This is a genomic window from Mucilaginibacter sp. 22184, assembly GCF_052045695.1.
Taxonomy (GTDB): Bacteria; Bacteroidota; Bacteroidia; order Sphingobacteriales; family Sphingobacteriaceae; genus Mucilaginibacter.
The window spans coordinates 321,764-348,493 of sequence record NZ_JBQEPI010000007.1 but is presented as its reverse complement, the minus strand read 5'-3'; the positions used below and the strand labels follow the sequence as shown (position 1 = coordinate 348,493).

Annotated in this window: 27 protein-coding genes; 13 read left to right on the top strand and 14 right to left on the bottom strand. The window is 44.0% G+C overall.

Features of this window, described 5'->3' with window-relative positions; translation table 11 throughout:
- Positions 1 to 51 precede the first annotated feature (51 nt).
- Positions 52 to 465 carry an EamA family transporter gene (locus ACTJKG_RS17540; protein ID WP_172337104.1) on the bottom strand — a complete coding sequence of 138 codons (414 nt, stop codon included), beginning with the start codon at positions 463 to 465 and terminating at the stop codon, positions 52 to 54.
- Positions 466 to 1,310: 845 nt separating this feature from the next.
- On the opposite strand from ACTJKG_RS17540, the gene ACTJKG_RS17535 reads away from it, so the two are divergent.
- The 3 genes from ACTJKG_RS17535 to ACTJKG_RS17525 all read left to right on the top strand — a co-directional run bounded on the left by ACTJKG_RS17535 (position 1,311) and on the right by ACTJKG_RS17525 (position 4,823).
- Entirely contained in the window at positions 1,311 to 2,348 is a 1,038-nt protein-coding gene (locus ACTJKG_RS17535) for a fatty acid desaturase (RefSeq protein WP_172337103.1), read from the top strand.
- Positions 2,349 to 2,774: 426 nt separating this feature from the next.
- On the top strand, positions 2,775 to 3,605 hold the full coding sequence (locus ACTJKG_RS17530) for a sterol desaturase family protein (RefSeq protein ID WP_440739938.1): 831 nt from the start codon (positions 2,775 to 2,777) through the stop codon (positions 3,603 to 3,605).
- A gap of 438 nt (positions 3,606 to 4,043) precedes the next feature.
- On the top strand, positions 4,044 to 4,823 hold the full coding sequence (locus ACTJKG_RS17525; protein ID WP_440739937.1) for a hypothetical protein: 780 nt from the start codon (positions 4,044 to 4,046) through the stop codon (positions 4,821 to 4,823).
- A 469-nt stretch (positions 4,824 to 5,292) separates the two neighbouring features.
- On the opposite strand, the gene ACTJKG_RS17520 is transcribed toward ACTJKG_RS17525, so the two are convergent.
- The gene (locus ACTJKG_RS17520) at positions 5,293 to 7,509 is read right to left on the bottom strand and encodes a putative Ig domain-containing protein (RefSeq protein WP_440739936.1); all 2,217 of its coding nucleotides are present in this window, start codon (positions 7,507 to 7,509) and stop codon (positions 5,293 to 5,295) included.
- 203 nt (positions 7,510 to 7,712) lie between these two features.
- Here ACTJKG_RS17520 and ACTJKG_RS17515 point away from each other — a divergent pair, with 203 nt between their 5' ends.
- Positions 7,713 to 8,069, top strand: coding sequence for a hypothetical protein (locus ACTJKG_RS17515; RefSeq protein ID WP_440739935.1), 357 nt, complete (start codon positions 7,713 to 7,715; stop codon positions 8,067 to 8,069).
- 250 nt (positions 8,070 to 8,319) lie between these two features.
- Here ACTJKG_RS17515 and ACTJKG_RS17510 read toward each other — a convergent pair whose 3' ends face one another.
- The 6 genes from ACTJKG_RS17510 to ACTJKG_RS17485 form a co-directional block, all read right to left on the bottom strand.
- Positions 8,320 to 8,523: a heavy metal-binding domain-containing protein gene (locus ACTJKG_RS17510; RefSeq protein ID WP_440739934.1), complete on the bottom strand. Its 204-nt coding sequence runs from the start codon at positions 8,521 to 8,523 to the stop codon at positions 8,320 to 8,322.
- A gap of 2 nt (positions 8,524 to 8,525) precedes the next feature.
- Positions 8,526 to 9,977 (bottom strand): PepSY domain-containing protein, encoded by a 1,452-nt coding sequence (locus ACTJKG_RS17505; RefSeq protein WP_440739933.1) that lies wholly within the window; start codon positions 9,975 to 9,977, stop codon positions 8,526 to 8,528.
- 2 nt (positions 9,978 to 9,979) lie between these two features.
- Positions 9,980 to 12,331: a TonB-dependent receptor gene (locus ACTJKG_RS17500; RefSeq protein ID WP_440739932.1), complete on the bottom strand. Its 2,352-nt coding sequence runs from the start codon at positions 12,329 to 12,331 to the stop codon at positions 9,980 to 9,982.
- 290 nt (positions 12,332 to 12,621) lie between these two features.
- Positions 12,622 to 12,993, bottom strand: a complete 372-nt coding sequence (locus ACTJKG_RS17495; RefSeq protein WP_172337095.1) for a hypothetical protein — start codon at positions 12,991 to 12,993, stop codon at positions 12,622 to 12,624.
- A gap of 58 nt (positions 12,994 to 13,051) precedes the next feature.
- On the bottom strand, positions 13,052 to 13,408 hold the full coding sequence (locus ACTJKG_RS17490) for a glycoside hydrolase (protein ID WP_172337094.1): 357 nt from the start codon (positions 13,406 to 13,408) through the stop codon (positions 13,052 to 13,054).
- 138 nt (positions 13,409 to 13,546) lie between these two features.
- On the bottom strand, positions 13,547 to 13,912 hold the full coding sequence (locus tag ACTJKG_RS17485; protein WP_172337093.1) for a glycoside hydrolase: 366 nt from the start codon (positions 13,910 to 13,912) through the stop codon (positions 13,547 to 13,549).
- A 181-nt stretch (positions 13,913 to 14,093) separates the two neighbouring features.
- On the opposite strand from ACTJKG_RS17485, the gene ACTJKG_RS17480 reads away from it, so the two are divergent.
- The gene (locus ACTJKG_RS17480) at positions 14,094 to 14,393 is read left to right on the top strand and encodes a hypothetical protein (protein WP_172337092.1); all 300 of its coding nucleotides are present in this window, start codon (positions 14,094 to 14,096) and stop codon (positions 14,391 to 14,393) included.
- A gap of 3 nt (positions 14,394 to 14,396) precedes the next feature.
- Here ACTJKG_RS17480 and ACTJKG_RS17475 read toward each other — a convergent pair whose 3' ends face one another.
- The 3 genes from ACTJKG_RS17475 to budA all read right to left on the bottom strand — a co-directional run bounded on the left by ACTJKG_RS17475 (position 14,397) and on the right by budA (position 16,726).
- Positions 14,397 to 15,635: a DUF3179 domain-containing (seleno)protein gene (locus tag ACTJKG_RS17475; protein WP_440739931.1), complete on the bottom strand. Its 1,239-nt coding sequence runs from the start codon at positions 15,633 to 15,635 to the stop codon at positions 14,397 to 14,399.
- Entirely contained in the window at positions 15,635 to 15,814 is a 180-nt protein-coding gene (locus ACTJKG_RS17470) for a hypothetical protein (protein WP_440739930.1), read from the bottom strand. The genes ACTJKG_RS17475 and ACTJKG_RS17470 overlap by 1 nt, the downstream gene beginning before the upstream one ends.
- Positions 15,815 to 15,919: 105 nt before the next feature.
- Entirely contained in the window at positions 15,920 to 16,726 is an 807-nt protein-coding gene (gene budA, locus ACTJKG_RS17465) for an acetolactate decarboxylase (RefSeq protein ID WP_172337090.1), read from the bottom strand.
- A 164-nt stretch (positions 16,727 to 16,890) separates the two neighbouring features.
- Here budA and ACTJKG_RS17460 point away from each other — a divergent pair, with 164 nt between their 5' ends.
- Together ACTJKG_RS17460 and ACTJKG_RS17455 are read left to right on the top strand one after the other, a co-directional pair.
- On the top strand, positions 16,891 to 17,598 hold the full coding sequence (locus ACTJKG_RS17460) for a DsbA family oxidoreductase (protein WP_172337089.1): 708 nt from the start codon (positions 16,891 to 16,893) through the stop codon (positions 17,596 to 17,598).
- A gap of 126 nt (positions 17,599 to 17,724) precedes the next feature.
- Positions 17,725 to 18,876, top strand: a complete 1,152-nt coding sequence (locus tag ACTJKG_RS17455) for an MFS transporter (RefSeq protein ID WP_440739929.1) — start codon at positions 17,725 to 17,727, stop codon at positions 18,874 to 18,876.
- On the opposite strand, the gene ACTJKG_RS17450 is transcribed toward ACTJKG_RS17455, so the two are convergent.
- Positions 18,877 to 19,146, bottom strand: coding sequence for a hypothetical protein (locus tag ACTJKG_RS17450; protein ID WP_172337087.1), 270 nt, complete (start codon positions 19,144 to 19,146; stop codon positions 18,877 to 18,879).
- Positions 19,147 to 19,215: 69 nt separating this feature from the next.
- On the opposite strand from ACTJKG_RS17450, the gene nhaA reads away from it, so the two are divergent.
- Entirely contained in the window at positions 19,216 to 20,517 is a 1,302-nt protein-coding gene (nhaA, locus tag ACTJKG_RS17445) for a Na+/H+ antiporter NhaA (protein ID WP_440739928.1), read from the top strand.
- A gap of 108 nt (positions 20,518 to 20,625) precedes the next feature.
- Here the strand turns inward: nhaA and ACTJKG_RS17440 are convergent, their stop codons facing one another.
- Positions 20,626 to 21,756, bottom strand: coding sequence for a glycoside hydrolase family 26 protein (locus ACTJKG_RS17440; RefSeq protein WP_440739927.1), 1,131 nt, complete (start codon positions 21,754 to 21,756; stop codon positions 20,626 to 20,628).
- A gap of 385 nt (positions 21,757 to 22,141) precedes the next feature.
- Here ACTJKG_RS17440 and ACTJKG_RS17435 point away from each other — a divergent pair, with 385 nt between their 5' ends.
- Genes ACTJKG_RS17435 through ACTJKG_RS17420 form a run of 4 tightly spaced genes read left to right on the top strand, consistent with a single transcriptional unit; the run spans position 22,142 to position 25,063 of the window.
- Entirely contained in the window at positions 22,142 to 22,945 is an 804-nt protein-coding gene (locus ACTJKG_RS17435) for an MlaE family ABC transporter permease (protein WP_172337084.1), read from the top strand.
- A gap of 1 nt (position 22,946) precedes the next feature.
- On the top strand, positions 22,947 to 23,720 hold the full coding sequence (locus tag ACTJKG_RS17430; protein WP_172337083.1) for an ABC transporter ATP-binding protein: 774 nt from the start codon (positions 22,947 to 22,949) through the stop codon (positions 23,718 to 23,720).
- A gap of 22 nt (positions 23,721 to 23,742) precedes the next feature.
- Positions 23,743 to 24,729, top strand: a complete 987-nt coding sequence (locus tag ACTJKG_RS17425; RefSeq protein ID WP_172337082.1) for an MlaD family protein — start codon at positions 23,743 to 23,745, stop codon at positions 24,727 to 24,729.
- Positions 24,730 to 24,745: 16 nt separating this feature from the next.
- Entirely contained in the window at positions 24,746 to 25,063 is a 318-nt protein-coding gene (locus ACTJKG_RS17420) for a DUF3784 domain-containing protein (protein ID WP_172337081.1), read from the top strand.
- 244 nt (positions 25,064 to 25,307) lie between these two features.
- Here ACTJKG_RS17420 and ACTJKG_RS17415 read toward each other — a convergent pair whose 3' ends face one another.
- The gene (locus tag ACTJKG_RS17415; protein ID WP_172337080.1) at positions 25,308 to 25,730 is read right to left on the bottom strand and encodes a winged helix-turn-helix transcriptional regulator; all 423 of its coding nucleotides are present in this window, start codon (positions 25,728 to 25,730) and stop codon (positions 25,308 to 25,310) included.
- A gap of 82 nt (positions 25,731 to 25,812) precedes the next feature.
- Between ACTJKG_RS17415 and ACTJKG_RS17410 the strand changes: the two genes are divergently transcribed.
- Positions 25,813 to 26,700 (top strand): NAD(P)H-binding protein, encoded by an 888-nt coding sequence (locus ACTJKG_RS17410; protein ID WP_172337079.1) that lies wholly within the window; start codon positions 25,813 to 25,815, stop codon positions 26,698 to 26,700.
- Positions 26,701 to 26,730 lie beyond the last annotated feature (30 nt).

The window sequence follows — 26,730 nt, the reverse complement described above, 5'->3', positions numbered from 1 at the left end:
TGTATTTGTTACAATATGATTAACCCAACGTAAAATACCTGCTACAAAACCTTAAAAAATAAGCACCAAAGTACCGCCAATGATGAGCAGCGCACCCGATGCTGTTTTCCAGGTAAGGGGTTCGCCTAAAAATATCACCGATAAAACAATAGCGATGGCCACACTCAGTTTATCAACCGGGGCCACCTGCGATACCTTGCCCAGTTGCAGTGCCTTAAAATAACAGATCCACGAAAGCCCGGTAGCGCAACCCGAAAGCACCAGGAACGTCCAGTTTACTTTGGATAAACTACTGATACCCTGATTACTCCCTTTAAACAGCACAATACCCCAGGCCAGTATCAGTATCACTACCGTGCGTATGGCGGTTGCCAGGTCGGTATCAACGCCTTTGATGCCTACTTTGGCAAATATCGCGGTAAGGGCGGCAAACAGGGCCGAAAATAAAGCATAGATCCACCACATAATTTTTGAGTTTAATGTTATGAGTTTTACGGTTTATTATAGGTTTCTTTTGTGCAAAAACTTTTTAAACCTGGTATTTTAACAATTTTTTGTTCAAAAAGGGGCTAAAAAAGCTCTTTAATTGTCTGTTTTAATAAAGTTTTAATCCATTTTAACACTTTTTAACGAAATTATTGACGGCTTTTAAAAGTTTAAAAAGTATTAATTTATTGCCTACCAAATAACAACATACCGAACGGTCGGTTTGGTTGTTGTATTTTCCTTTAACCAAACAGCCCGGTTTCCTTTGTTATCAGGAAAACCGGGCTGCTGTTTATACAAAAACACGCAATATTATATAGAATATCCAGTGCCGGTATGCAAACTTCCGGATCAAAACTGTAGCAAATCTGGTGAATACAGAATGTCTACAAATTGATGCTGTAGCTTGGCCAATAATTGGCGATAATTAATAAAATACCATCTAACCAGAATAAGGGTAAAAACCAATGAAAGTGTTGTAAATAAAAATTAACAACAATTTAATTCAATATCATGAAAAATTTCTGCACTTTCGGGAACGCTTATTATAGATCTGATCACAGCAATAACACCAATAAAATAATCCCTACAGGTGTTGATGTAAAATTTATAGCCTGAGTTATCTACCTGAATTTTTGCGGGGGCCGGTTTACATCCCGTTTGAAGTTTAACATGCTTAAAGCATTGGTGTTCAGGTATCGGCAAAGTAAATTTTATATAAAATATTCATGAAATGTTTATGAAGTTTGATCTTTAACGAAAATTTTTTACAAAAAAATGATACTTTAAACACGTTTTCATTATATTTAGCGTTTATAAACTATATGATTAAAAAAACTGATTTTGTTTACTCCCAGGAGTCTGAACCTCATCGTATTCGTACAAAAAAAATCCTAAAGCAATTTCCGGAGCTACGTAAACTGATTGGCAAGAACCCAAAAACCATATGGGCTATCATTGGTCTGGTGGTATTTCAGGTAGTTTTAGCCTGGTTTGTTCGTGATCAATCCTGGTGGATCATTTTTGGGGCAGCTTATTTATTAGGTGCTTTTGCCGATCATGCCTTGTTTGTAATGATACACGAATGCACCCATCAGCTGTTATTTAAAAACCGTAATGCTAATCGCTGGGCCTCTATGTTTGCCAATTTACCGCAAATATTGCCAAGCGCTATATCGTTCGAAAAATACCATATTAAACACCACTCTTTTCAGGGTGTACATGAGCTTGATGCCGATTTGCCCAACAAATGGGAAGCAAAACTGATCAGCAATTCTTTTTTTGGTAAAGCCATGTGGTTACTATTCTTCCCGGTTTTCCAACTTTTCCGTTTATCAAGATTAAGAGAAATACATCCGTTTGACGGGTGGATACTGACCAACTTTGTACTACAGGTGGTGTTTACTACCGCCATATGGTATTTTATGGGCTGGCCGGCAGTTGCTTTCTTATTGTTAAGCTTTTCTTTCTCGGTTGGATTGCATCCACTGGGTGCCCGCTGGATACAGGAACATTACCTTACTCACACCGAGGAACAGGAAACCTACAGCTATTATGGCAATTTTAACGTGGTAGCTTTCAATGTGGGGTTCCATAACGAACATCATGACTTTCCGTCAATTCCATGGAATAAATTACCAGAGATCAAAAAAACAGCACCTGAGTATTATGATACCCTGCACTATCATACTTCATGGACAAAATTATTTTTCCGTTTCCTGTTTGATCGCGAGATATCCTTATTTAACCGTATCCTGCGTAAAGAACGCGGCAAGGTTGCGTTAACCGATATATCCAAACCGGATATCGACATGACCCGCGCCGAAGCTGTAAAACCTAAGCTTGAACCAAGCCAGGTATAAATTATAAAAGCATTTGAAAAGGCCCTTTTAAGGGCCTTTTTTTGTTGCATAACATTTCCCCTCTTGAGAGGGGGCGCGCAGACTTGTGCAGTGGCAGGGTGTGTTTATGAAGCAGAAGAACACACCCCTCCACCCCTTTCAAGAGGGGAATCGCGCCATCCTTCGCTCTTTTTCCGTATTCCCAACACCTGTAGTGCAAACGAGCGCAAACCTGAGAAGGGGTTTATGCTATCATCATAGAAAAAGCTTCCTCCCCCCAAGGGAGGAAATCACACATTTCCCAGGCATTTTACCTTCCTATTATCTCCATGAGAGATACTCAAATCCCCTTCCCAAAAATGAACAAATGATGAAGACAAAAAGATCAAATATCTGATTGATGCTAAATTAACTTACCTTTAAATCCCTATTAATTTAATTCGATAAATGGCAGAATTGCGTTCCTTTTTCTCACATCACGAAGATCTTACCCAGGTAATTTTATATGCAGGCATCATTACGAGCTTATGGTTTGCCGAAGCAATGGTTTCATCAGAAGGTGCCCTCAGCAAGTGGAAACACTCTACGGTAAACGCTTTGTTTATCTTCACCGCGTTACCCATACAACTCGCTTTAACTACCTTTGTTATCCTGATATCTAAATGGACTATAGCTCATCATTGGGGGCTCATCAATTTTATTCCGTATTATAAAAACCCCTGGGTATATTATACCAGTTTGTTTGTACTGCTTGATCTGTGCGAATATATTTACCACGTGACCATGCACAAGGTTGAAGCCCTATGGAAATTTCACCTGGTACATCACAGCGATCTGAATGTTGACGTTTCCACTACCACCCGCGAACACCCTTTTGAAACCGGTATACGCACTTGTTTCCTGATGCTGTGGGTATTTATTTGCGGCCCGGCTATTGGCGTTTTAATTTTGCGTCAAACGTTTCAATCTTTCTCCAATATCATCGCGCATACGAAATTCAGGCTACCCGAAAAAGTTAACCGAATAGTAGGTTTAGTGTTTATAACCCCCAACCTGCACCATGTGCACCACCATTATCAGTTACCCTATACCGATTGCAATTATGGTGATGTGCTGAGCATCTGGGACCGGCTTTTTGGCACTTTTGGCAAACTAAGCCAGGAGGAAACTGTATTTGGGATTGACACTCATATGAACGAAGAATTAAACGGAACTTTTGTTGGTGCGGTTAAAATGCCCTTCCAAAAGTTTGAACGGCCCACCCAGCATTTAAATTAAAACACTTACAGGTGTAATGACAGGGAAGGGTTTCTACACACGATGATTCCCCATTCCATAAACCCCTTCCTCCCCTTCCCGAGGGAAGGAATCGCACGAGCCCAAGGCTCCTTTGGTGGCTGTCTTATGCTGAGCTATGTCAAGGCAGTAGGCAAGCCCTTTTCATAGGCTCTTACTTTAAGAAGCATTTCTGACAAACAGCTTATTGCCCCTAATTTATTGCTCACCAACTGTTTACTTATAATCCAAGGCATTTATTTAATGCTATCTTCATAATATTTTGGTTAATTTGCGTTATTATTCGCAACAAATAAGATGTCCAGATCAAAAAAATTAAAATTAATAGCACCCTTAGTCATCCTTATTTTTGTGGGGGCCTTTGCCAAGCACAGGCTATTTGACAAGGTTGCGCAATCTGGCACGCTCCAAAGTAAACAAATGGATGAGACATCGGGTATAGCCGCCTCAACCATCAACCCCGGCATTTATTATGTACATAACGACAGTGGTGATACCAGTCGCTTTTTTGCGATAACGCCTGACGGAAAATTAAAAACCACTATTTACTTTACCGGCTCAAAGGATATACCTTTAGGTGTACGCGATTGTGAAGACATTGCAGTAGGCCCGGGACCAGCCAAAGGCAAAAGCTACGTTTATATAGGCGATATTGGCGACAATGCGGGCAGATGGCCATATATCACCATTTACCGGATCCGCGAAAAAAGATCATGGGCAACCGACAGCCTCACCCATGCCGAAGCCGAACCGCTTTATTTGAAATACCCCGATGGCCCAAAAGATGCCGAAACCCTGATGCTTGACCCGGTTGAAAAATTGCTGTGTATTGTAAGCAAAAGAAGGGATACCGTATCGGTTTATACCACGCCGCTGATGTATAATGCTAAGGATACTGTTACCCTCACCAAACGTGCTCAACTGTTTTTTTCTGGCTTTAAACCTTTTAAATGGATCACCGCCGGCGACATATCCAAAGATGGCAAGCAAATTCTGCTGAAAAGCTATGAAAAGGTTTATTACTGGAAACGCGAGCCCAAAGAGCACATATGGGAAACCATGCTCAGGAAACCTGATGAACTGCATTATAAGGTTGAAAAACAAGGTGAAGCGATAGGTTTCACCCCTGATGGTAAAGCGTATTATACTACCAGCGAAGGCGTTTTTGCCCCTATTTATTATTACGAAACACCGGAGTAGGTTAAATCCCGTGCGTCATTGCGTAGCGTGACTCACCTTATACAGGAGTCGTTTAGCCGGGCGTATACCCGCTCTTGGCCGCGGGAGGGACAGTTACTTTGTAGCCACAAAGTAACCAAAAGACTTTCAGCAGAAATGCTTCTTTGCGCTCTTAGCCTTTGCCCCGCAAATCGGACAGAACCAGGGCTGCAATTATTTTGCCCTACTTCGTTCGCGCAACCCTACACTTCAGCAAAAACTTGCTATGCCCCGCATCCGCACCGCCCTGCATTGTTCTGCCTGCTTTCGCCCGAAGCTTATCTGCTGACGGGGAAGAGAAAACAGACTGTTACCAGTTATTTGAATATAGAATTGCATAAAAAACATGTCATTGCGAGCGATGGTGTGGCAATCTCTTCGCTTGCATATTGAAGGCAATGAGATTGCTTCGTCGTCTCTCCTCGCAATGACATGATGTTTAGTCAAATAGCTATTTCTCCACTCTGATCAGCATAACACCGTGAGGCGCTACTTTGGCACTGAAATCTTTACCGGTGGTGATCACGTATTTTTGCTGCCACACATCTCTGAATTTGGTGTAGCCTTTTAAGGCAGCATCATTTTTATCCAGGCTGATGGTTTGGTACTTGTCGGACAGGTTGAACAGGCCGATGGCCTTGCCGCCATCTTTCAGTTCCTTTACCCAGATCTGGTAATCGTCTTTTTTGATATACTGGCTGGCACCTTTGCCTAAAGCGTCCTGATCAATAGCCAGTACCTCATCATTGGTAAGCAAATTCAACGTAAACCTATCCAGGTGGCCCATATCGCAACCAATTAATAATGGCGATGATAACAAGCTCCACAAACTAATGTGCGTGTACTGCTCATCATAAGTGAGCTGTGTATTATGCAGGCTCGGCCCCCATCCTACTTTACCTACTACCAGCATATCGGGATCATTAAAGTGGCCCGGCTGAGAAAATGGAGCGGCTTTATCCTGGCTAAAACCTATAGACGATAAACTGCGCCAGGTATCCTGAATATCGCCGGTGGTGCGCCAGCTATTGCCGCCTACCTCGGCACCCCACTCCCATACCTTACCCCAGCCATACTGGCAAAGGCTGTACATGATATCGCGGTTTATTTTATCCAAAGAGTTACGCATTACCTGGTACGGCTTTTTAAGCGCGGCCAGATCAGGATGCGGCTCTATTTCGGAGTAGGCACACCAGTCGTATTTCAGGTAGTCGATGCCCCAATCACCATAAGTTTGCGCATCCTGGTCTTCATGTTGCCAGCTGCCCAGAAAACCGCCGCAGGTACGCGGCCCCGGCGACGAATAGATCCCCATACGCAAGCCCAGGCTGTGTACATAACCGGTAAGTCCTTTCATATCCGGAAACTTACTATTAGCCGTTATTTTACCATCAGTCTGGCGTTGTTCGGCCTCCCAGCCGTCGTCGATATTGATATAGGCCCAACCGTGCGCGCTTAGCCTGTCGGCCATGGCTTTTGCCGAAGTGCGTACCTTTTTATCATCCACACTTAAACCCCAGGCGTTCCAGCTGTTCCAGCCCAGTGCCGGTGTTAAGCCAATTTTATCGCCAATAATAATAGTGAAGGCTTTTGTTTTGCTACCCAGCCTGTTGCTCACGGTAAAGGTTACCGGATACGTGCCCTTTTGGGCAACCGCGCCGGTGATGATGCCCGTAGCTGCATCCAGTTTCAGACCATCGGGCAGCCCCTGCGCCTTATAAATTAAAGGCTTTTGACCGGTGGCCGGTATCAGGTATAAGAAAGGGTTACCCGGGCGTGCGCCAAAAACTTCGGCACCATTTATTTTGGGTTTGGCCGATGGATACGGGGTGAGCAAGTAAGGTGTTGTTTCGGTGTGGGTTATTTCCTTGCCCGATTTTTCGTCGGTAAAATTATAGGTGATAGTGTATGATTTTTTCTCTAAACGGGCTATGTTAAACGAATAGGTAAATGGCTTGCCAAAAGTAAAGGCGGCGTCATTTGTTTTTTCGTATAAAACGGCATTGGTTTCGGGATCGGTCACTCTAAAGGCCAGCTTACCGTTGTAATCATAATGATTGGTAGTGATCAGTTTTACCGATTTGCTCAAGCTCTGATGCTCGCCATATTCAAAATCGGCTTCGGTGTTTACAGTTACATGATCCATCACATCGGCCATGCCAATGCTAAAGTTGGTACCGTAGATGCCGCCATCGCCGCCGGTATCAAAAATACGAACGGCCAAAACATTCTCCTTGTCCCACAAAATAGCCGGGTTATTGGCGGCTATAGTATACGTACGCGGACCATAAAAACCACCGGTTTTAATGTCGCCGGTTTTGCCGCCGAACCGGCCTATCAGTTTACCATTCAGGAAAACCTCGTCGTTATCATCAACACTGCCCAGGTTAATCCGCAGACTGTCTTTCAAAAATGCTTTTTCTTTTAATGATGCGGGGATTACCACATGGATGCGGTACCAGCCAAAACCATCATAACCGGGATGGCCTTCCTGCTCCCAGCTGTGGGCTACGTTAACCTCTTTCCAATGCTGATCATTATACGTTGGCGAGGCCCATTGTGTCGAATCGCCAACGGCCAGTTTCCATCCCTTGGCAAGGGATACATGCTGCGCACGGACGCTTGAGAAGCCCGCGGCAAGCAAAACAAGTAAAAGTAGTTTTCTCATTCAGGGTAATTTAACAGGTTTAACAGTTCTCTCTTTTTGAAAATTCAGGAGCAACTAAGATACAGCATTAAGCCATAAAATGTATGCTTAACAATTATTGTTTTTTTAACAATAACATAGCGTTAGGTACATTGAAATTTAACCTCCTGTTCACCATGAGTTATAATTGAGGGACTAACTTTAAGTATCGAAAAAACAACCACATGAAAAGGACATTTTTGATAACCGCCTTATTAATTTGCTGCTTTTTAGCCAGTTTCGCCGCTATCGCCGATTTTTCGGGCCTATGGACAGGTACTTTAAAAGTAGAAACCGGCGAGGTTTATCCGCTGTTGTACAACTTTAAAATTGACGGTGATAAATTAACCGGAACAGCCAAAACCCCCAAAGGCGACCTGCCTATTGACGACGGTAAAATAACCGGCAACGATTTCAAATTCACTGTAACACTGGGCGACATGGAAATTGCCCACACCGGCAAATTTTATGCAGATTCAATCGGGGTTGATATTGCCGTGGGTGATACCAAAGCGCATACAACCTTGTTGAGGAAGAAGTAGAAGAAGAGGCAAGAAATAAGAATCAAGAAATAAGACATACGAAGTTTAAAACCCCGTATGTCATGACAGCATAATGGCGACGACTCACCCCGTCGGCGCTTCGCTGGACGGCCCTCTCTTCGCCTTCGGCGGAAAGAGGGCATGGGAAATTTTTTCTTTTATTTTCATCCATTTTTAAATCCCCTCTTTCCGGCAAAACCGAAGAGAGGGTGACCAAGCGTAGCGATGGTCGGGTGAGTCGACTCAACTATTACTCCGTCGTATCCCTTTCCACCAGTTCCATGCCACATTTGGAGCAAACGCCGGGTTTGTCGAAACTCAGGTCGGGGTGCATGGTGCAGGTGTACTTGCTTTTCTTTTGATGCTTTTCTATGGCTTTAGGGCCGTTGCTGCAAGCCGTGATGGTTCCCAATGACCATACCGCTAAACACAAAATAATGATTGATCTTTTCATGGTTATTTATTTTTTAAAAATGCGGCAAAGCCAAACAGCGATGCCACCAGCACACCCAGGGCGGCAAGCATACTCACGATGTCGCGGATATCCTTACCAGCCCAGCTCATACCAAAATACTTATGCAGGAAGATAAAGGATAAACCTTCGGCCCTGTCGATACCGGCAACTTTGGCAGCCAGCTTTGATGAGGTAGTTTCGATGTACCAATTGTCGCCGTTGGGGTAACTAACCCGGGCAACCGGCAGGCGCTTGTTGATAAAGCCGTATTCGTTATTAAACTGCTTGATCACATCTACCTTTACCCGGCCTTTATATGTTTTTAAACCCGAGGCCGCAGTGTGATAATAGGTGCTTAAAAAGCGGGCATAGTCCTCGTCGGCTAATTCGCGTTCTTTGCCGGTTTGCGTATCAAAGTAAAGCACCTCTTTTTTGTTGTCGACCACCTGGTAAAAAGTATTGCCATTAAAACTTACCAAGCCGCTTTGTTTGATGGTGCTATCGGCAATGGGTAAGTTGAGGTTGGAAACAGCTAATTGTTTACGGTTGATCACCTGCCCATAGTCAGCTTTAGCCGGTTCGTTGTGATATAGTTTTACAAACAGGTGAAAAGCCCCGCTTACCACAAAGGTGAACATCACAAAAGATACAATCAGCCCTATCTGCCGATGAAAGCGGTGCACAAAGCGTTTATCCTCCGCGCCTTTGGCCTTACGGTTTTGCTGTATGGCCTTGAACTTTTTCCAGAACAAACCGTAGATGGTTAGCCCGCTGATGAGCGAGAACAACATCACGCACATAATAGTCAGTAGGAACGCGTTGCGGAAAGTATCGCCGGCAATATCGGCCAAAAACTGCCAGGTGTGGAACTGTTCAAATACCCAGAGCATGGTTTTCCGGGTATTGTTGTTAAATGTGCCCATGCGGTTATGGCCTGTTTCTACGTAAACATCCATGCCATCCGGGCGGTTAAAGGAAACTTTCCAAACGGGCAACAGGTGATTGATAGGCTGGTATTGCGCATCGAAATTGGTTTGTAGCAGGATGCTTTTCAGGGTAGATGTAGAGTCCTGTGTAAAAAAACGGGCGAGGTATTCGGCATACTGTACGTCGCCGTTGGGCAGCAGTACACCGTCGGTAGCCGAATAGTATTGGTAAACACTATCGCGCCCTTGCACCTGGTAAAAGGTACCTTTGTTAAAATGGATGAGATTAAAATTCCGCAGCTCGTGCAGATTGTTTTGATCCATCACTTGTTGCAGGGACAGTGCCGGTGCCATTTTGCTTTGCGGCAGAGGTTTAAACACCTCTTTGGCAATGGATGGCCTGAACCAATTTGACATAAAAGGGTGCGAAAGCCCGCTTAATGTCCAAAAGATCACCGGTACCAGGCCTATTAAGCCCAGTACACGATGCCATTTATAAAAATTACTTTTTATTGCTGATGATGCCATGATCAATATTTTGAAAAAGAGTAACTGATACCCAAAGTGTAAGTACGCGGCGGCGCGGCATTATACGTATCGCCGTATTGGTTGCTGGTTACTGTGGTTGCGTATAACTTGTTGGTTAAGTTCATCACGTTAAACCAGATACCCGCTCCTTTGATCACGCTGCTTTTGATATCATAGCCCAAACGCAGGTTATAAATATCGTAACCACTGTAAGTTTTGGTATTAGCCGGATTGGTATAGTACTGGTTAATGTGCTGCCACTCGGTAGCAATGCGGAAACCTTGCAGATACTGCGGCTTGTAGGTGAGCTCGGAGTTGGCTATCCAGGCGGGTGCGTTGTTCATACGGTTGCCGTCGTAGTTGATCACCGTGCTGGTGCCATTGCTGGTGCGTACTTCGCTGTATTCTACATAGGTATGGCGGGCATTGGTACCACTAAACCGGAAGGTCAATTCTTTCACCGGCGCCACGGTTACGGAGTACTCCACACCGCGGTGACGGGTTGCACCTGCGTTTTGGTTTTGGGTGGTATTATCGGGCAACAGCTGACTGATGATCTCGTTATGCCCTTCCATATCAAACAAACTCAATTCAAAGTATAACTTCTTGTTGAACGCCGAAAACCATCCGCCTACTTCGTAATTATCAAAAGTGGCTTGCTTCAATGGTGTTAACTGGCGCGAGCTGTACAAGTCGCCGGTTTCTGGTGGCTGAAAGCCTACGCTGTAGTTGGCGTAGAAGCCTTTGTTATGACCCAGATCATAAGTTAAACCCAGTTTTGGCGCCAGGATATTAAAATTATTGGTTTCCTGCTGTTTGTATTTGGTTTGCCCCGCCGGGATGCTGTTGGTAAAATCATAATGTACCCTGTCATAACGCAGGCCACCGACGATACGTAGTGCCTCTACTGGTTTTATTTCGTATTGCAGGTAAGCGGCCGTATTGAACAGTTTGATGTTGTAATTATCAATGTACCTGCCGGTATTGGTAAAGCCGGTGTAGTAGTTGTTCTGCACATCTTTATCAATGTTCAGGTACTGGGCATAGTACGAGCTCGGACTATCATCCATATAAACACCACCAATCAAACGCGAATGCAGAAAGTCGATATCTACACGGTGCTGGGCCAGTAAACCATAGCTCTGAAATTTCTGATCGTTCACCTGCCCGTTCGAGCTTACGTATTTGCCGGTATTATCCCGCACATCAGAGATATAATAGCTGGGCAGCTGCGCGGTAGAGTTATCGCGAAAAAACAGGGTTACAAAAGTGCTGTTCTTGTCATCCCACTGATGATCCAATCGTGTGCTTGCCCGGAAAGCTTTCACCCTGCGGTAGGTAAAACGCTGATTGGCACTATATTTACGGCTGTAAAAACGGGTGCTATCCAAACTGCCCGGTGTTTGGGTATCCAGGTAATTGTAAGCAGCGGCGGTGGTTAAACGCGTGGTTGCATTAAAATCGTAAGTGGTTTTAAAATTAACCGAATACTTGTCAAAGTCGGAATAATCCTGCCAGCTGTCTTTTTGATGAGCCACATATCCGCCAACATACAAACCAAACTTGCCCTGGCTAAAACTGCCATCGGCATCAACCCGGCGATAGTGATAATTATCGCCCTGAACAGAAACATTACCTGCATAACCCGTAGGCGGCCCTTGCGTAATAAAGTTTACCGCGCCGCCAATAGAATTACTACCATACAGCGATGACGCCGGACCTTTGATCACCTCGATATCCTTAACACCCGACATATTGATCTCATACAGCGAGTTATGGTTAAAGATCCCTGTAGGGCGTATCGGCAAACCATCCTCCATATATAAATAAAGCGCGTTATAGGTAATAGGCTGACGGATGGCCATGGTATGCTGCTCGTTACCCAGGTTCACCATATAAACACCGGCTACCTTGTTCAATAACTGGTATAAGGCGGTAGCTTTGGCGTCTTTGATCTGGGTAGAATTTATTTTGCTGATAGCGATAGGCGCATCCTGCCTGGCCTGCCCTTCCCGGCTGGCGGTTACTACCACGGGTTGCAGATCCACTGTTGAAGGCTCCAGGGCGATGTCAAGGTCGTGCCCTTTCAACGTAGCCACATCCACAATGCGTGCATTATAACCTACCATAGCAAATTTAAGTTTGGTAATCCCCTGCGCATTGATGCTAAAATGGCCCTTAGCATTGGTTGTGGCCAGCTTTACGCCGGTAGCGGCATCGGCTTTACATACAGAGGCACCCACCAGCGCCTCATGCGTATTGGCATCTGTAATGGTTCCCTGCAGGATGGTTTGGCCATATGACCGGGTAAAAAATGATATAAATAGTATAGATAGAATTAGATATTTTTTCATGAATAAATCATCAGGAGCCGAAGCCCCGGTATAAAAATTAAGTATAGGACAATGGGTTTCCCGGGGGGATGAATGGATGTCTGAATCAGAATTTACAGAATTTTAGGATTAACAGAATAATTCTGAAACGCATACGGCAAACCTTTGCATATCAATTACTTTACTGCATTTTGTTTGAACCAGAATTCTGTAAATCCTAAAATTCTGTAAATTCTGATTCAGACAATTGCACATGCAAAAGCACACAGCAAAGCCATCAATCCAAAAAATCCGGGAAAATAAAATGGGAATTATCCTAACCGGGGAGGCTGGAAGATCGTACCGACACGGTCGACCGGAAGGGTACAATCATAAGGGGTTACAATCACTTGCAACAAGCTGGAGTGAAATTTAATAACCGTTGAACTGGCTACGTAAACTTCCTGAAAGAGGCTCTTTTGCGACTGCCTTTCATCGCTTGCCTGCTTTTCCTCTGCCTGTTTTATCTTTTTCGCGAAATAACATTTACCATCGCAATGCAACCAGGGTTTATTCCGGTTTTCGCAAAGCTTGGTAGCAATGTAGTTCCTGTTCAGTTCAAAACCCGCGTAAATAAAAAATCGCGAGAAATTAACCGTGATCAGCGAAACGATGAGTAAATAGGCTGTAAAACGTTGCAGCATGATGCCGCAAAGGTAGTAGCTGCACGTTTAATAAGCAATGCCTTATAAAAAATAAGTTTTAATTACCCCGTTTCAATACCGTGTTCAGATGCTCCCCTTTATAAACAATATGCATCTGGATGGAATCCGGGTAAATTTTCCCGGTATGCGGTGCATTACCATTGGGTACAGGTACGTTGAAAGAAAAATCGCTGCCGTTAATCATGCCATCGGTAATTTGCACATCTCCTTCGGGCATATGGGCTGTGCCGGTAAGCTTATCGCTATCCACCTTAAAGGTGTAGTTTAATACAAATGTGGTATTGTTGGGCAGTTTGAGCGTTCCTGTCCATTTTCCGTTGATATTTATTACCGCGGCAAAACAGATCATCACCGTAATAACCATAACGGCAGTCGCCATCATCTTTTTTTTCATAGGGATATTGCCAACAGGCATTATAGCCCTGCCGCTATGGATATACAAACTTTTGGTTAAATAGTTTAACCAAACAAAAAAACCTTACTAAAAAGTAAGGTTTTCATAGCGAGGTTTAAGTATGAAAATACTTTAATATTATTTCTTTTCTTCTGGTCTTTTTAATACCGAATGAACCTTAGCTCCGTTGATCTCCAGGTCGATTCCGGTTGAATCACCATAGAACTTGCCGGTATGCGGAATATCCATCCCGCTGGTAGTAACACTGAATGAAAAAGTAGTACCATCGGTTTTACCATTAGCTATCTGCACATCACCTTCGGGTGTTAAAGCCGTGCCGGTTAGCTTATCGCCGTCAACTTTAAAATTATATAATAATGGATACTCGGAACCATCACCTAAAACTAATTTTCCGGCCCATTTGCCACTCAAATCGGCAATGGCTGCCATACAAACCATAAAACAACCTACTAACATCGCGGTAGTAAAAAACTTTCTTTTCATAACGTATTTTTAATTTACCTAAGATAATGTGTTTTTTGTTAAAAATCAGTTAAGTACGCGTTATTTAAACTATACAAAAGTTAAGATAAAATAGCGGTTTAAACAAGTTATTTGCCCTTTTATTTTTACATATTAACTGAATGTTATTTTGCGGCACAAATAATTGTTTAATTTTGACCCGATGAAAAAGGTGGACGTATTAAAGCTGATGGACTTGGTTGAAGACATCAAGAAATTGGATGAACTGATTGCTACCAGTCGCCAAAAAAAGACCTCAGATTTTGTACTGAACCAGTATGAAGCTAAAAAGATCAAGATGGTAGGCTCCATTATCAACGAGCTGGCCAATCCACCTATTCAATCCATAGAGAGTTACCTGCTCATTAAAAAGATCCTGAATAAATACTACCCTAACCTGCCCGAAGATGAGCTGATGAGTAACAGCGACATTGGCAAAATTGTGGCCGTTATTGAGGGCTAAGCGTTAATAGACATCAGCTATTACTTCCACTTCGCCACCTTTCCAAAACGTTGTGGTTGGATGAAAATGCTTCCATGACCGCCAGTATTCCTGGTAGGCCTGCACTTTGGCCAATCGCTGCCCTTTTTGCGTTCCGGAAATACACAAGCCATCCCAATCCCAAACCGAAGCGGTTTCCTGGTCGGTTAGCAAGCCATCATTACCCAGGTTAAAATGCAGGGTTTTACCATTGATATTTGTATTCCAGACATGATAAGTAAGATTGTCATGCTCAACACCCAATAGCAACGCCTGATGATTAAACTCATCATTAAGCAAATGTTTATTAGTTAAACGCCGCCAATCATAAGCCCGGGCTTTACCGTTGATAATTATCCCCACTACCCAGCTTTTAGGGATTAGCGCATCCTTATTTTCCAGCGTGCTATCGCGATCAATGGCCTGCACACGATCATAATTTTTTAGATCGGCATAATCATCAGCATATAATTTATCCGGCTGCATGATCAACGAGTTAGGATGTTTTTGTAACCAGGCTCCCAGGGTTGATTGCTCGTAAGGTAATTCTTTTAGTTGATGACCTTTCAATTCGCCAACGGCAGCTACGCCCGTGGCCTGGTACCACCAGGTTTTGGTGTTTTCATCTTCAATAATAGCATTATAGTGCCGGGCTCCTACCAACCTGAAATGCTGCGTGACTCCATTGATAACCGGGTCGTATACCCTACCGGTACGGCACATGGTACAATAAGTTACCAAGACAGGTTTCCGCCCAACTTCGTCCTGTACTTTATGATGATAGCCCAGGTAAACTACCGGATAAGCCCTGGCCGCGCCATTAATCACCACCCCTATAACCAGGTAATTCAAGGGTACTTTATTGGTAAAACCGGTAGCGAATTTCACCCTGGCTGTTTCTTTAAACATGGCTTCGGCCTTATAGGCAAAATCGGTAAAATAAAAACTGATGAGGCTAAGCACCAATACCACCACCTTTATAATATTACCCCTGGCCGTATTTTTTCCATAATACCCATAATATTTGATCAGATACCCTACAATGAGCAGCGTAGCAACCACACGTAATGGGTTAACCAGTTTTTCGAGATAATAACATACGGTAATGGCATCCAGATCCTGGCTGCCTGGAAAAGGCATCAGCAGGTAAGCGTGCACCAATCCCGGTACAATCAATAAAATAACACCCAGCCAAAATATCCAAGCTCTGCTCCTACTGCTCATTACACTTCGGGGTTTAAGACAGCATAACGGTAGGGTAACAGCAAATAGTCATTGGTTTTTAATATACCGGCAAAACGGCCATAAAACAAAGCATCCGTTGACAGGTTTTCGTCTAAAAATATATATGGCATATCAATAGTAAAGTATAGGTTTTGGTTTACCCTGCTAAGTAATTTCAAACAATCAGTCTAAAATCATCCCGAATTTATTAAAAATTACTTGATAAAAAACAGCCCACACTATAATTATTTTTAGTCAAAAACCTGCCCATCAAAGCTGGTATTTTACTGCTTTTTACCGTTCTCTACGCTTTTGATCTCTTCTTTACGATCTTTTGCAAAATCAAAATGATCAAAATCGGCAGTCTGTGGTACATCCAGGGTAAAGCTATTAAGTGGTTCAATTTCAAGCGTAATATTTTCGGCTATCAAGTCAACCACATGGCCTCCAAAGGCTTTATCAGTTGATAAAAAGTGAAAGTGATAACCGGCAATGTGCGGCCCCTCCATAAACTTTGGTATCCGGAAACCGATCAGGTCGCCGTTCATATCGGCATGGTCAAAAAAGTGCTGCCTGTCCAACATCGAGGCCAGGGGCAGATACGGCTTTTCAACCGGCGGGAATGCCCTGGTTTTTACCAGTTTAAATTTACCACTGATGTGGATAGCATAAATACCATTTTGGTTGGTGAGCAAACTATCCAGGTAACTGTAAAACGCCGCTTTGTTTAATGTCCCACTATGTTTATACACTTTAACGGCATTAAAAAAACACACTACCGCGTACGGCGTTTTACCGGTATCGGGTATTTCGGTGGTTTTACCGGTAGCCTGTGTCTGGTACAAATGTCCTTTAAAAACAAGCAGTTCGCCATCGAGCCTGGCCGGCGCGCCCAAACCAAAATTACCATGCTGTTTTAATTGTTTGTATGGATAATACGAATCATACAAACCACCAATAAATGCCGAAGCTAAACCGGCACTGAACAGATCACGATCGTTCGGGTTAACTGGTTTAGCTTTTTGTTGCGCCGATGCTGTAAAGCTGAAACAAATAACAGCCAGCAAGAAATAAATAGGGGATTTTTTCATAGCTAATAATACATTGTAAATGTGGCAGCAAAACAATCGTTTTTTTAGCAGTTTGGCAAATATTATAGTATACATTATTCATAAGTCGTTGTAAATTTTACGTTGCTTTTACCACGGGATGGCAGGGCTATGCTAACTTTGCATATTCTAAAAAAAAGAAAAACATGAAGATAGAGATATGGTCTGATGTGATGTGTCCGTTTTGCTACATTGGCAAACGCCGTTTTGAGGATGCGCTGCAACAATCAGGGCACCAGGAGCAGATAGAAATTGAATGGAAAAGTTTTCAGCTCAACCCCGATATGAAAACCGATCTGTCGACCAATATTAATCAATACCTGGCCGATGCCAAAGGCTGGACACTGGATTATGCCGCTCAACTGAACGATCATGTAACCCAAATGGCCGCCGAGGTTGGCCTCACCTACAATTTCGACCGCGCCGTAGTAGCCAATAGTTTTAATGCGCACCGTTTTACACACCTCGCCAAAAAACATGATCTGGGCGACGCCGCCGAAGAGGCCTTGTTTAAAGCCTACTTTACCGAAGGACAGAATATTGACGATAACGATACCCTGATTAAGTTGGGTATAAGCATTGGCTTAGATGCCGCTGAAATAAAGCAAGTATTAGCAAGTGATACTTATGCCGATGAGGTAAAATACGATATAGCACAAGCGCAGCAGTTAGGCATCCGTGGCGTTCCGTTTTTTGTGATGAACAATAAATATGGCGTATCGGGCGCACAGGCCGTTCCCCTATTCCTGGAAACTATCGAAAAATCATTTAGCGAGTGGCAGCAGGAAAATAAAAAGCCTTCATTAACCATTATTGAAGGAGAATCTTGCTCACCCGATGGCGATTGCGGATAATTCTATATCGCGGGTAAATATTTATGTATCAGGCAAAAAACGATTTAGCCTGTTAATTTTTAACATATTTGTTATACCTTTGTATATACAATACATAGTGTAACAAATACACTTACATAAATATCAATGATCGACGCGCCAGCTGTACCTCTTCCTGTATCAAAAAAAGCACTCCGCATTGCTGTGGGGGCCATGTTTTTTATGGCCGGCCTTAGCTTTTCGAGCTGGGCATCGCGCATTGCTACGGTACAACAAGACATGGGACTCTCTGATGCTGCTTTGGGCGCAGTATTATTTGCGTTGCCGGTAGGTTTAATGTGCTCCCTCCCTTTTTCGGGCTGGATCATCACTAAAATAGGCAGCCGTAAATTGCTGATCAGCGCTTTATTGGTTTATTCGATGGCGCTGGTGACTTTAGGTTTGGCGCAAAATCCTTTTCAGCTGATCATTTGCCTCATCTGTTTCGGCTTCAGCAGCAACGCCGTAAATATATCTGTAAACACCCAGGCCGTACTTACCGAAGAATTATATCAACGCCCCATCCTGGCCTCATTTCATGGCTTATGGAGCCTGGCAGGATTCACAGGCGCGGGTGTGGGTACATTTATGATCGCCAACCATGTAGCGCCTTATCATCATTTTATATTAATGATGGTGGTGATCATGATAGGTGTAATTATAGCAGCCCGCTATCTGAAAGATGATAAAGTAGCCAACGCGGGTCCGGTTTTCGTGATGCCCGATAGTTCACTGATCAAACTGGGTGTTATCGCCTTTTGTTCGATGATCTGCGAAGGCGCCATGTTTGATTGGAGTGTTATTTACTTTAAAAAGGTAGTGCTTGCACCAACAGCCCTTGTAGGCGTGGGCTTTACTGCTTTCATGCTTACCATGGCGGGAGGCCGGTTCTTTGCCGATAAGTTCGCGCACCGTTATGGCTTAAAGCGCACCTTGCAGGTAAGCGGTACATTAACGGCTACGGGTTTGCTTTTCGCGGTAGCATTTCCTCATGTATATACAGCCATAGCCGGTTTTTTATTGGTAGGTGTTGGTGTATCATCGGTTGTGCCCATGGTTTTTAGCGCTGCGGGCAAATCAAAAACCATGCAGCCGGGTGTGGCTTTGGCAGCAGTATCAACTATAGGCTTCCTGGGCTTTTTGGTGGGCCCGCCCCTCATTGGTTTCATAGCGGGCCTGGCAACATTAAGGGCTTCGTTTATCCTGATAGCCTGCATGGGGATATCGGTAGTAGTGGTATCTACCAAAGCCAAAATTTGATCACTCCCTGTTCAAATCATCTTCTGTAGGGTTAAGCAAATACTCAAACTGCTCATGTCCGTTATGAAAAATAAATTTCAAACGCTCTTTGGGTGCTTCAATATCCAATGACATTAAGCCGATGGTTTGCGGCAGGTTGTCCCTTATTAATTTCAGATCGGTTATATGGGGCATCTCCACGAATATATCCTCTCCCTGTGCCTCTATCTTCCATCCCGGCAGGTTGGCGTGATTTAGTACATCGATCCATTTTTGCTGATAAGTGTTCATATTGCTATTTATAGAAATAAAGGTTTGAGCACCTGACTTGGTTTTAAATAATTCCTTAATTTAGGAGCGATGAGGCAAAAAACTCCCATTGAAAAGATCGCCGCTCCTGTAAATAAGTTCATCCACCAGGAACATACCAGCGGCATTGTGCTTTTTATCAGCGTGGTAATAGCCATCATTTGGGTCAACTCCCCGCTCGAGCATTTCTATCATGCCCTTTGGGACATCAAATTTTCCCTGGGCTTTAACGGTCATGTACTTGATCATTCCCTGCACCTGTGGATCAACGACGGACTGATGGCTATATTCTTTTTTGTGATAGGCCTGGAGCTGAAACGGGAGTTTATGGCCGGTGAGCTTTCCTCCATCAAAAAAGCATCCTTCCCCATGGTGGCTGCTTTGGGTGGTATGCTGGTACCGGCCCTTATTTATTTCCTGATCAACAAAAACACCCCATCTGAACATGGCTGGGGTATCCCTATGGCCACCGATATTGCCTTTGCGCTGGCACTGCTTTCCATCGCGGGCAAACATATCCCATCCTCCATCAAAGTATTCTTATCAGCCCTGGCTGTGGCAGACGATTTGGGTGCTGTACTGGTGATTGCTATATTTTATAGTTCGCATATTGCCCTAATGCCTTTAACCATTGGGGTTTGGTTATTGGTGATACTGCTTATAGGCAACAAAATGGGCATCAGGCATATTGCTTTTTACCTGGTGATAGGCTTCGCTGTTTGGGTAGCTTTTTTACTTTCGGGAGTGCACGCCACTATTGCGGGTGTATTAGTGGCCTTTACCATCCCTGCACGTACCCGCATCAACGAAAAAAGCTATGCCGATAACCTGCGCAAGCTACTGCTCAATTTTGAAAATGCCATCCCTAACAACAGCACCCTAACCACGCCCGAGCAGCATGACACTATCGAAAAAATAAAAAAATTAAGCATGGATGCCGAGACACCGCTGCAAAAAGTAGAATTTATGCTGCACCCATGGGTGGCTTTTGTGGTGATGCCGCTTTTTGCTTTGGCCAATGCCGGTATCGTGATCGGCGCTAACTTCTTTTCGTCACTGGCTAACCCAGTAAGCCTGGGAGTGGCAATCGGTTTACTGGCGGGCAAGTTTGTGGGTGTGTTATTGGCCACCTGGCTTATGGTAAAATTTGGTGCGCAACTGCCCGCAAAATCTACCTGGAAACAGATTATCGGGGTGGCCCTGCTGGCTGGCGTGGGCTTTACCATGTCGTTGTTTATATCGGGGCTTGCCTTTAGTCACCCGGAAATGGTTGATCAGGCTAAATATGGTATTTTGTTAGCTTCCTTATTGGCAGGTGTGCTTGGAGTACTGGTGTTGAGGAAGGCCCGATAGTGAGTTAGTGAGTGGTGAGTAGTGCGTTTTTTGTCTGAACCTTGATTCATACGATTTAAGGATTCTCAGGATTTTAGTCTAAATTGTCCGTCATTTTTAACTCACAACTCACAACTCACTATTCGGCTTGCCATACACACTCAAAGGTGTAAGCCTGTCCTGAAATATTACTTTCCCGCTATTATAAAACTTTATAAAATCATCAGCACTGACTTGTCCCGGATAGGGTACAAAATAATGGCTTGCAGTGCCGTTTCGCCAAGCCAATGCGTAGGATAGTTTGTGTTTGGCCAGTATGGGCAGCAAAACTTTTGTCCACCAGTCGGCTTGGGGTATTTGTTCATAACCCGTTTCGGGCAGGCAGGCTACTTTATGATGTTTGGTTGCTATGGTCTCTAAAATAGTAAGGCGATTATCCAGTTTGGTTTGATAATCGGCAACGTTAGTGTAGCAGTAATTATCAAAACCCACAAAATCAACATAGTCATCGCCGGGGTAGCGTTCCAGGAATTCCCCTTCTGAATCAAAATCGGCGGCGGAATATACGATGAGCAGATTATGCAGTTTTTTCTTCTTACGCAGGTAATCAATAGTAAAGCACCACAGCGTTTTAAATTCATCGGCCGACGAAGTATTTTTGCCCCACCAAAACCAGCTGCCGGTGAGCTCGTGAAAAGGCCTGAACAGGATGGGAATGGCTTCGCCGCCAGGACCCTTCATATCGGCCATATATGCGGCTGCTTTATCCAGCCAGGAAACATAAACATCATGGTAAACCCCGCCAGGTATCAATTCTTTAACCGTATGTTCTGTGGTATCCCAGGCCGTTTTACCATTGGCCGGATTATCCATGTGCCAGCAAAAAGTATTGATACCGCCGCGCGCATAGGCTTCCCTTACCAGTTGTTTTTGCAGTTTAAAAGGGACCCCGTTAATATCATTAATACTGTCGTGCTCAATTTTAGCCAAATCCCAACCATACACCGCCGGGTATGAACCCGTAACACTTTTTACATCCGAGCCGTTGAGCTCAAACTTCCAGTTAACACCATAAGCCGTATCGTCATGGTGTCCAAACAGAACGCCGGCACCCAACAAACGCTGCATACTAAAAAAGAGAGCGCTGGTTTCGGCCGTGGCTTTCTTATCGCTGGGGCTATATAATTGCGCGCTGGCCAACAAGTTGTAAAACAATAAAAACAAAGCGGTAATGATTATATACCTCAAAACTATATGCATATTTTAATAAACAGGGCAAGCCACTAATTTACTATTAAAAGTGTTGTTGAACAGAAATTTTACACTCCATCAACTATATTTTTCTCAGCCCTGTCATTCAATATAAATTATAACTGTTACGTTTGCAGCCAATTGCGGTTTTATTTTTTTACCCATATGGTCAGAAACTTAAACTCAATTTAATATGTTATTAAAAACGGCCTCCTTAACTTTCAGCAGGTTAATCCATGGCCTATAATTTGGCTTGTTAATTGTATAGTGAATTTAGATTTTATCATGCAAAAACAGAAAACTGCCATATTATATATCAAGTTCAAACAATTGCATCAGGTTATTGTAGAGTAACCATAATTAATTTGTACAAATACCTACTATATCGTATTTAATGGATACAGCAGAAAGCACAACAGCGGTTAAAAAGAATTCGAAGTTTAAACAAAGCCTCGTTAACTTTTTTACCGATCTCTATAAGATCAACCAATTTATTTTGCGTTTTTTCAGGGAGGCATTCGTCCCCCCGTTTGAATTTAAAGAGATCGTAAGGCAGTGTTTCGAGGTAGGTGTACGTTCTTTTACCTTGATATCGGTTACCGGTTTTATTGTTGGGGTGATATTTACCAAACAGTCTCGCCCGTCCTTATCCGAGTTCGGAGCGCAGTCATGGTTGCCATCATTGGTATCTATCGCTATTATGCGTGCGCTGGCACCCTTGGTTACCGCCCTTATCGCATCGGGTAAAGTAGGTTCAAGTATTGGCGCCGAGCTGGGCTCTATGCGTGTAACCGAACAAATAGACGCCATGGAAGTATCGGGCACCAAACCTTTTAAATTTTTGGTGTGTACACGCGTATTGGCCACTACCCTTACCATTCCTATTTTATCAACTTATACCGGTTTGATAGCCATATTGGGCGGATTTTTAAATGTAAGTCAGAACGAAGGCACCAGTTGGAGTACCTTTATACAACAGGTATTTGAGCCTTTAACTTTTGTTGATTTTGTGGCATCGCTCATCAAATCAATCGTATTTGGTTTTACCATAGGTATTGTAGGCTGCTACCAGGGATACAATTCGACCAAAGGAACCGAAGGTGTTGGCAAGGCAGCTAACGGCGCCGTAGTTACCGCCATGTTCCTGGTATTTATTGAAGAAGTGATTATTGTACAGATAACCAGCTGGTTCCGTTAATATGAAAAAGACACATACACCAACAGATCACAGCAACCCGGTTATCAGTATCAGAGGGCTTAAAAAAGCCTTCGAAGATTATGCCGTACTGCGCGGTATCGACCTTGACCTTTACCAGGGCGAAAACCTGGTCGTGCTGGGCAGGTCGGGTACGGGTAAATCGGTATTGATCAAGATCATTTCGGGCCTATTGAAACCAGACGCGGGCGAAATAACCGTACTGGGGCATAATATGGAGCAAATAACCGAAAAAGAACTGCAGGAACTGCGGGTGAGGATCGGCTTTTCGTTCCAGAACAGCGCTTTGTATGATAGTATGACGGTTCGTAAAAACCTGGAATTTCCATTGGTGCGTAACCGTAAAGGCATTACCCGGGCTGAGATCAATACCGCGGTGGAAACCGTGCTGGATGCCGTTGGTTTGTCGCAAACCATTAACCAGATGCCTGCCGAGCTTTCGGGCGGTCAGCGTAAACGTATCGGTATTGCCCGTACGCTGATCCTAAACCCCGAGATCATGCTGTATGACGAGCCCACTGCCGGTCTTGATCCGATAACCTGTATCGAGATCAATGACCTCATTAACGAAGTGCAGCAGCGCTACAATACTTCATCTATCATCATTACGCACGATTTAACCTGCGCCAAACAAACCGGCGACCGTATAGCCATGCTCCTCGATGGGCAGTTTCAGCGTACCGGCACTTTTGATGAGGTTTTTGATACCGACGATACCCGGGTTAAACCATTTTTTGATTACAACTTTATTCACTAAGAACAGACATTATACCATTATCATGGATGCAACAGAAAATAGAAAAGCAATAATAGTAGGCATATTTTTAGCGCTTGGCCTCATCGTATTTATCTTGGGGGTATTCACGCTTGGCGGCCAGCAAAAAAGCTTTGTAAAAAACATAAAAATAAGCTCCGTTTTTAGCGACGTAGCCGGACTAAAAAAAGGTAATAACGTATGGTTTTCGGGCGTTAAGGTAGGTACCATCAGCGAGGTTAAATTCATCGGCCCATCAAAAGTACAGGTGTTTATGAATGTTGATCAGGCCACTCAGCAATATATACACCGCAACGCCGGCGCCAAAGTAAGCTCCGACGGGTTAATTGGTAATAAGATCATCGTGATTGATGGCGGTAGTCCGCAAGCTCCTGAAATTCAGGACGGCGACGTATTGCAGGCCGAGAAAATGCTCTCAACCGACGACATGTTGAAGACCCTACAGGATAATAACCAGAATCTGCTGGCTATCACCACCGATTTTAAAGTACTGAGCCATAAAATACTGGAAGGCAAGGGAACTGTTGGCGCCTTAATGGCCGATAGCACCATGGCCATACAACTGCGCGGCGCCATGCGTAATTTACAGGCCGCCACACAAAGTGCTGCAAACATGGCCGTACAGTTGAATAATTTCAGCGCCAAAATGAATACCAAAGGCGGCTTTGCCGATAAACTGCTTACCGACACAGCTACTTTCAACAAAATAAGCCAATCGGTTGCCCAGCTGCAAAAAACAGCGGCGAATGCATCAACCCTTACCGAAAACCTGACCAAAGCCAGCAATAAACTGAATACTACCGACAACATTCTGGGTGTGCTGCTGAACGATCAGAAAGGCGCCACACAGGTACAAACCACACTGAACTATCTGCAACAAAGCTCGGTTAAACTTAATGATGACCTGGAAGCAGTACAGCACAATTTTCTGCTGCGCGGCTTTTTCAAAAAGAAGGCAAAAGCCAAGGCTGATAGTTTAAAGGCGCAATAAACTTTATACTACAGGTATGCAAAGCGGATGTATGGTATTGGGGATAATTGAGATGTGCGCGGCAGGGCTGCTCATTTTTTTGGCTTATCTTATCAAATACAAAAAAAGAGTTGAGATCATTGCCGGTTATGACGAGCGAACCTGTAAGGACAAAGACGGTCTGGCCAATTGGATAGGCGGCAGTCTCCTGATCACCGGGCTCCTATGCCTTTTATTAGGCATTGTAGCCACCCTAATGCCCAACCATACCGATCACATGCTGATCGCTTTTGGCATTATTGTACTTCTCTGGGTGGTTATAGTTAATGTAGGCGGACGGAAGTTTAAGGGATAATCTACTTATCTTCTCACAGCCGTCGCTCAGCTCCAGCCTACAGGTGTTGAGAAGAAGAAAAAGTTGTCATTTCGACGAGGTACGAGGAGAAATCTTATACTTCGAGATAAGCAAATTGTACAAGATTTCTCTTCGCCCTCTGCCACAAACCCCGGCTTCTGCTTATCGAAATGACAAATTTGGCAGGAAATTATATCTTCCCAACACCTGTAGGCTGGAGCCGAGCGACCGCTTTTGTGCTTTACTACGCTACCGTATCCGGATGCAAGATCTTGCCGGGAAACTCATCCATGTTTTTATAATACATTTTGGGATCTACACTGCTTTGTTCCATTGCCCACACCGCCATGGTGTACAAAATAGGTTTTAAACGCATACCTGCATCAGTAAGCGTATAGCTAACATAAGGCGGCACTACAGGCTTCGCTTCTCTTACTATCAGATTATCGGCTTCTAACTGCTTCAGATGCTGGATCAGCACTTTTTCGGTAATGGCCGGGATGGCTTTTTTGATCTCACTGTACCGTTTGCTGCCCGATAACAGGTGAAACAAAATGATGGGTTTCCAATACCCCCCTATCTTTTCCATTACATAGGTTACCGGACATTCTTTAAATGCGGTCTGCTTGTTTTCCTGTATGGTTGAACTCTCTTTGATTGCTGTCATGGCTACATACTTCAGGGTAAGTACTTGTATAAAAGTAAGTACTAAGATAGCTTTGCTGGTAATAAAAACAAAATATAAAGTTATGAAAATCACCGTCACAGGCTCATTGGGCAATATCAGCAAACCACTGGCTAAACAATTAATAAGGGCCGGCCACCAATTAACTATCATCAGCAGTAACGCCGAGAAAGCGGCAGCTATTGAAGCCATAGGGGCAACAGCGGCCATCGGCGTAGTTACCGATGTAGAATTCTTAACTCGAGCTTTTACCGGAGCTGATGTGGTGTACACCATGGTGCCGCCTTATTTTGGGGCAAACAACTTCCGGGAATATGTGCGGAGTATCGGTAAAAATTACGCTGAAGCTATTGAAAAGGCAAGCGTGCCACGTGTGGTAAACCTGAGCAGTATAGGCGCGCATCTTGATGCAGGCACTGGCCCTATCGCCGGCATGCACGATGTGGAACTGGAACTGAATAAGCTGAGCAATGTAGCCATAAAACACCTACGTGCGCCATTCTTTTATGTAAACTTTGAGGGCAATATCGATATGATCCGGAATATGGGTATTTTAGGTTCTAACTACCCTGCGACAGCCAGATTAGTTATGGTTCATCCGGAGGATATTGCTGCCGTTGCCGCGGAAGAAATACAACAGGAATTTACTGGCAAAAGCATACGCTACCTGGTAAGCGACGACCGTACCATGGGCCCCATAGCCACCGTTTTAGGTACCGCCATAGGCAAACCAGAATTACCTTGGGTTGAATTTACCGATGAGCAGGCCTTGAACGGGATGCTGCAAAACGGCCTGCCACCCGAAATGGCCCGCAATTTTGTAGAAATGGGAACCGCTATAAGATCAGGCTTATTATGGGGCGATTATGATCAAAATAAACCCAAAGTACCTGGTATTATCAAACTGGAAGCCTTTGCACAGGAATTTGCAGATAGGTTTAAATTGGTCTAATACCTCACCCTGCCCTCTCCTTTGGAGAGG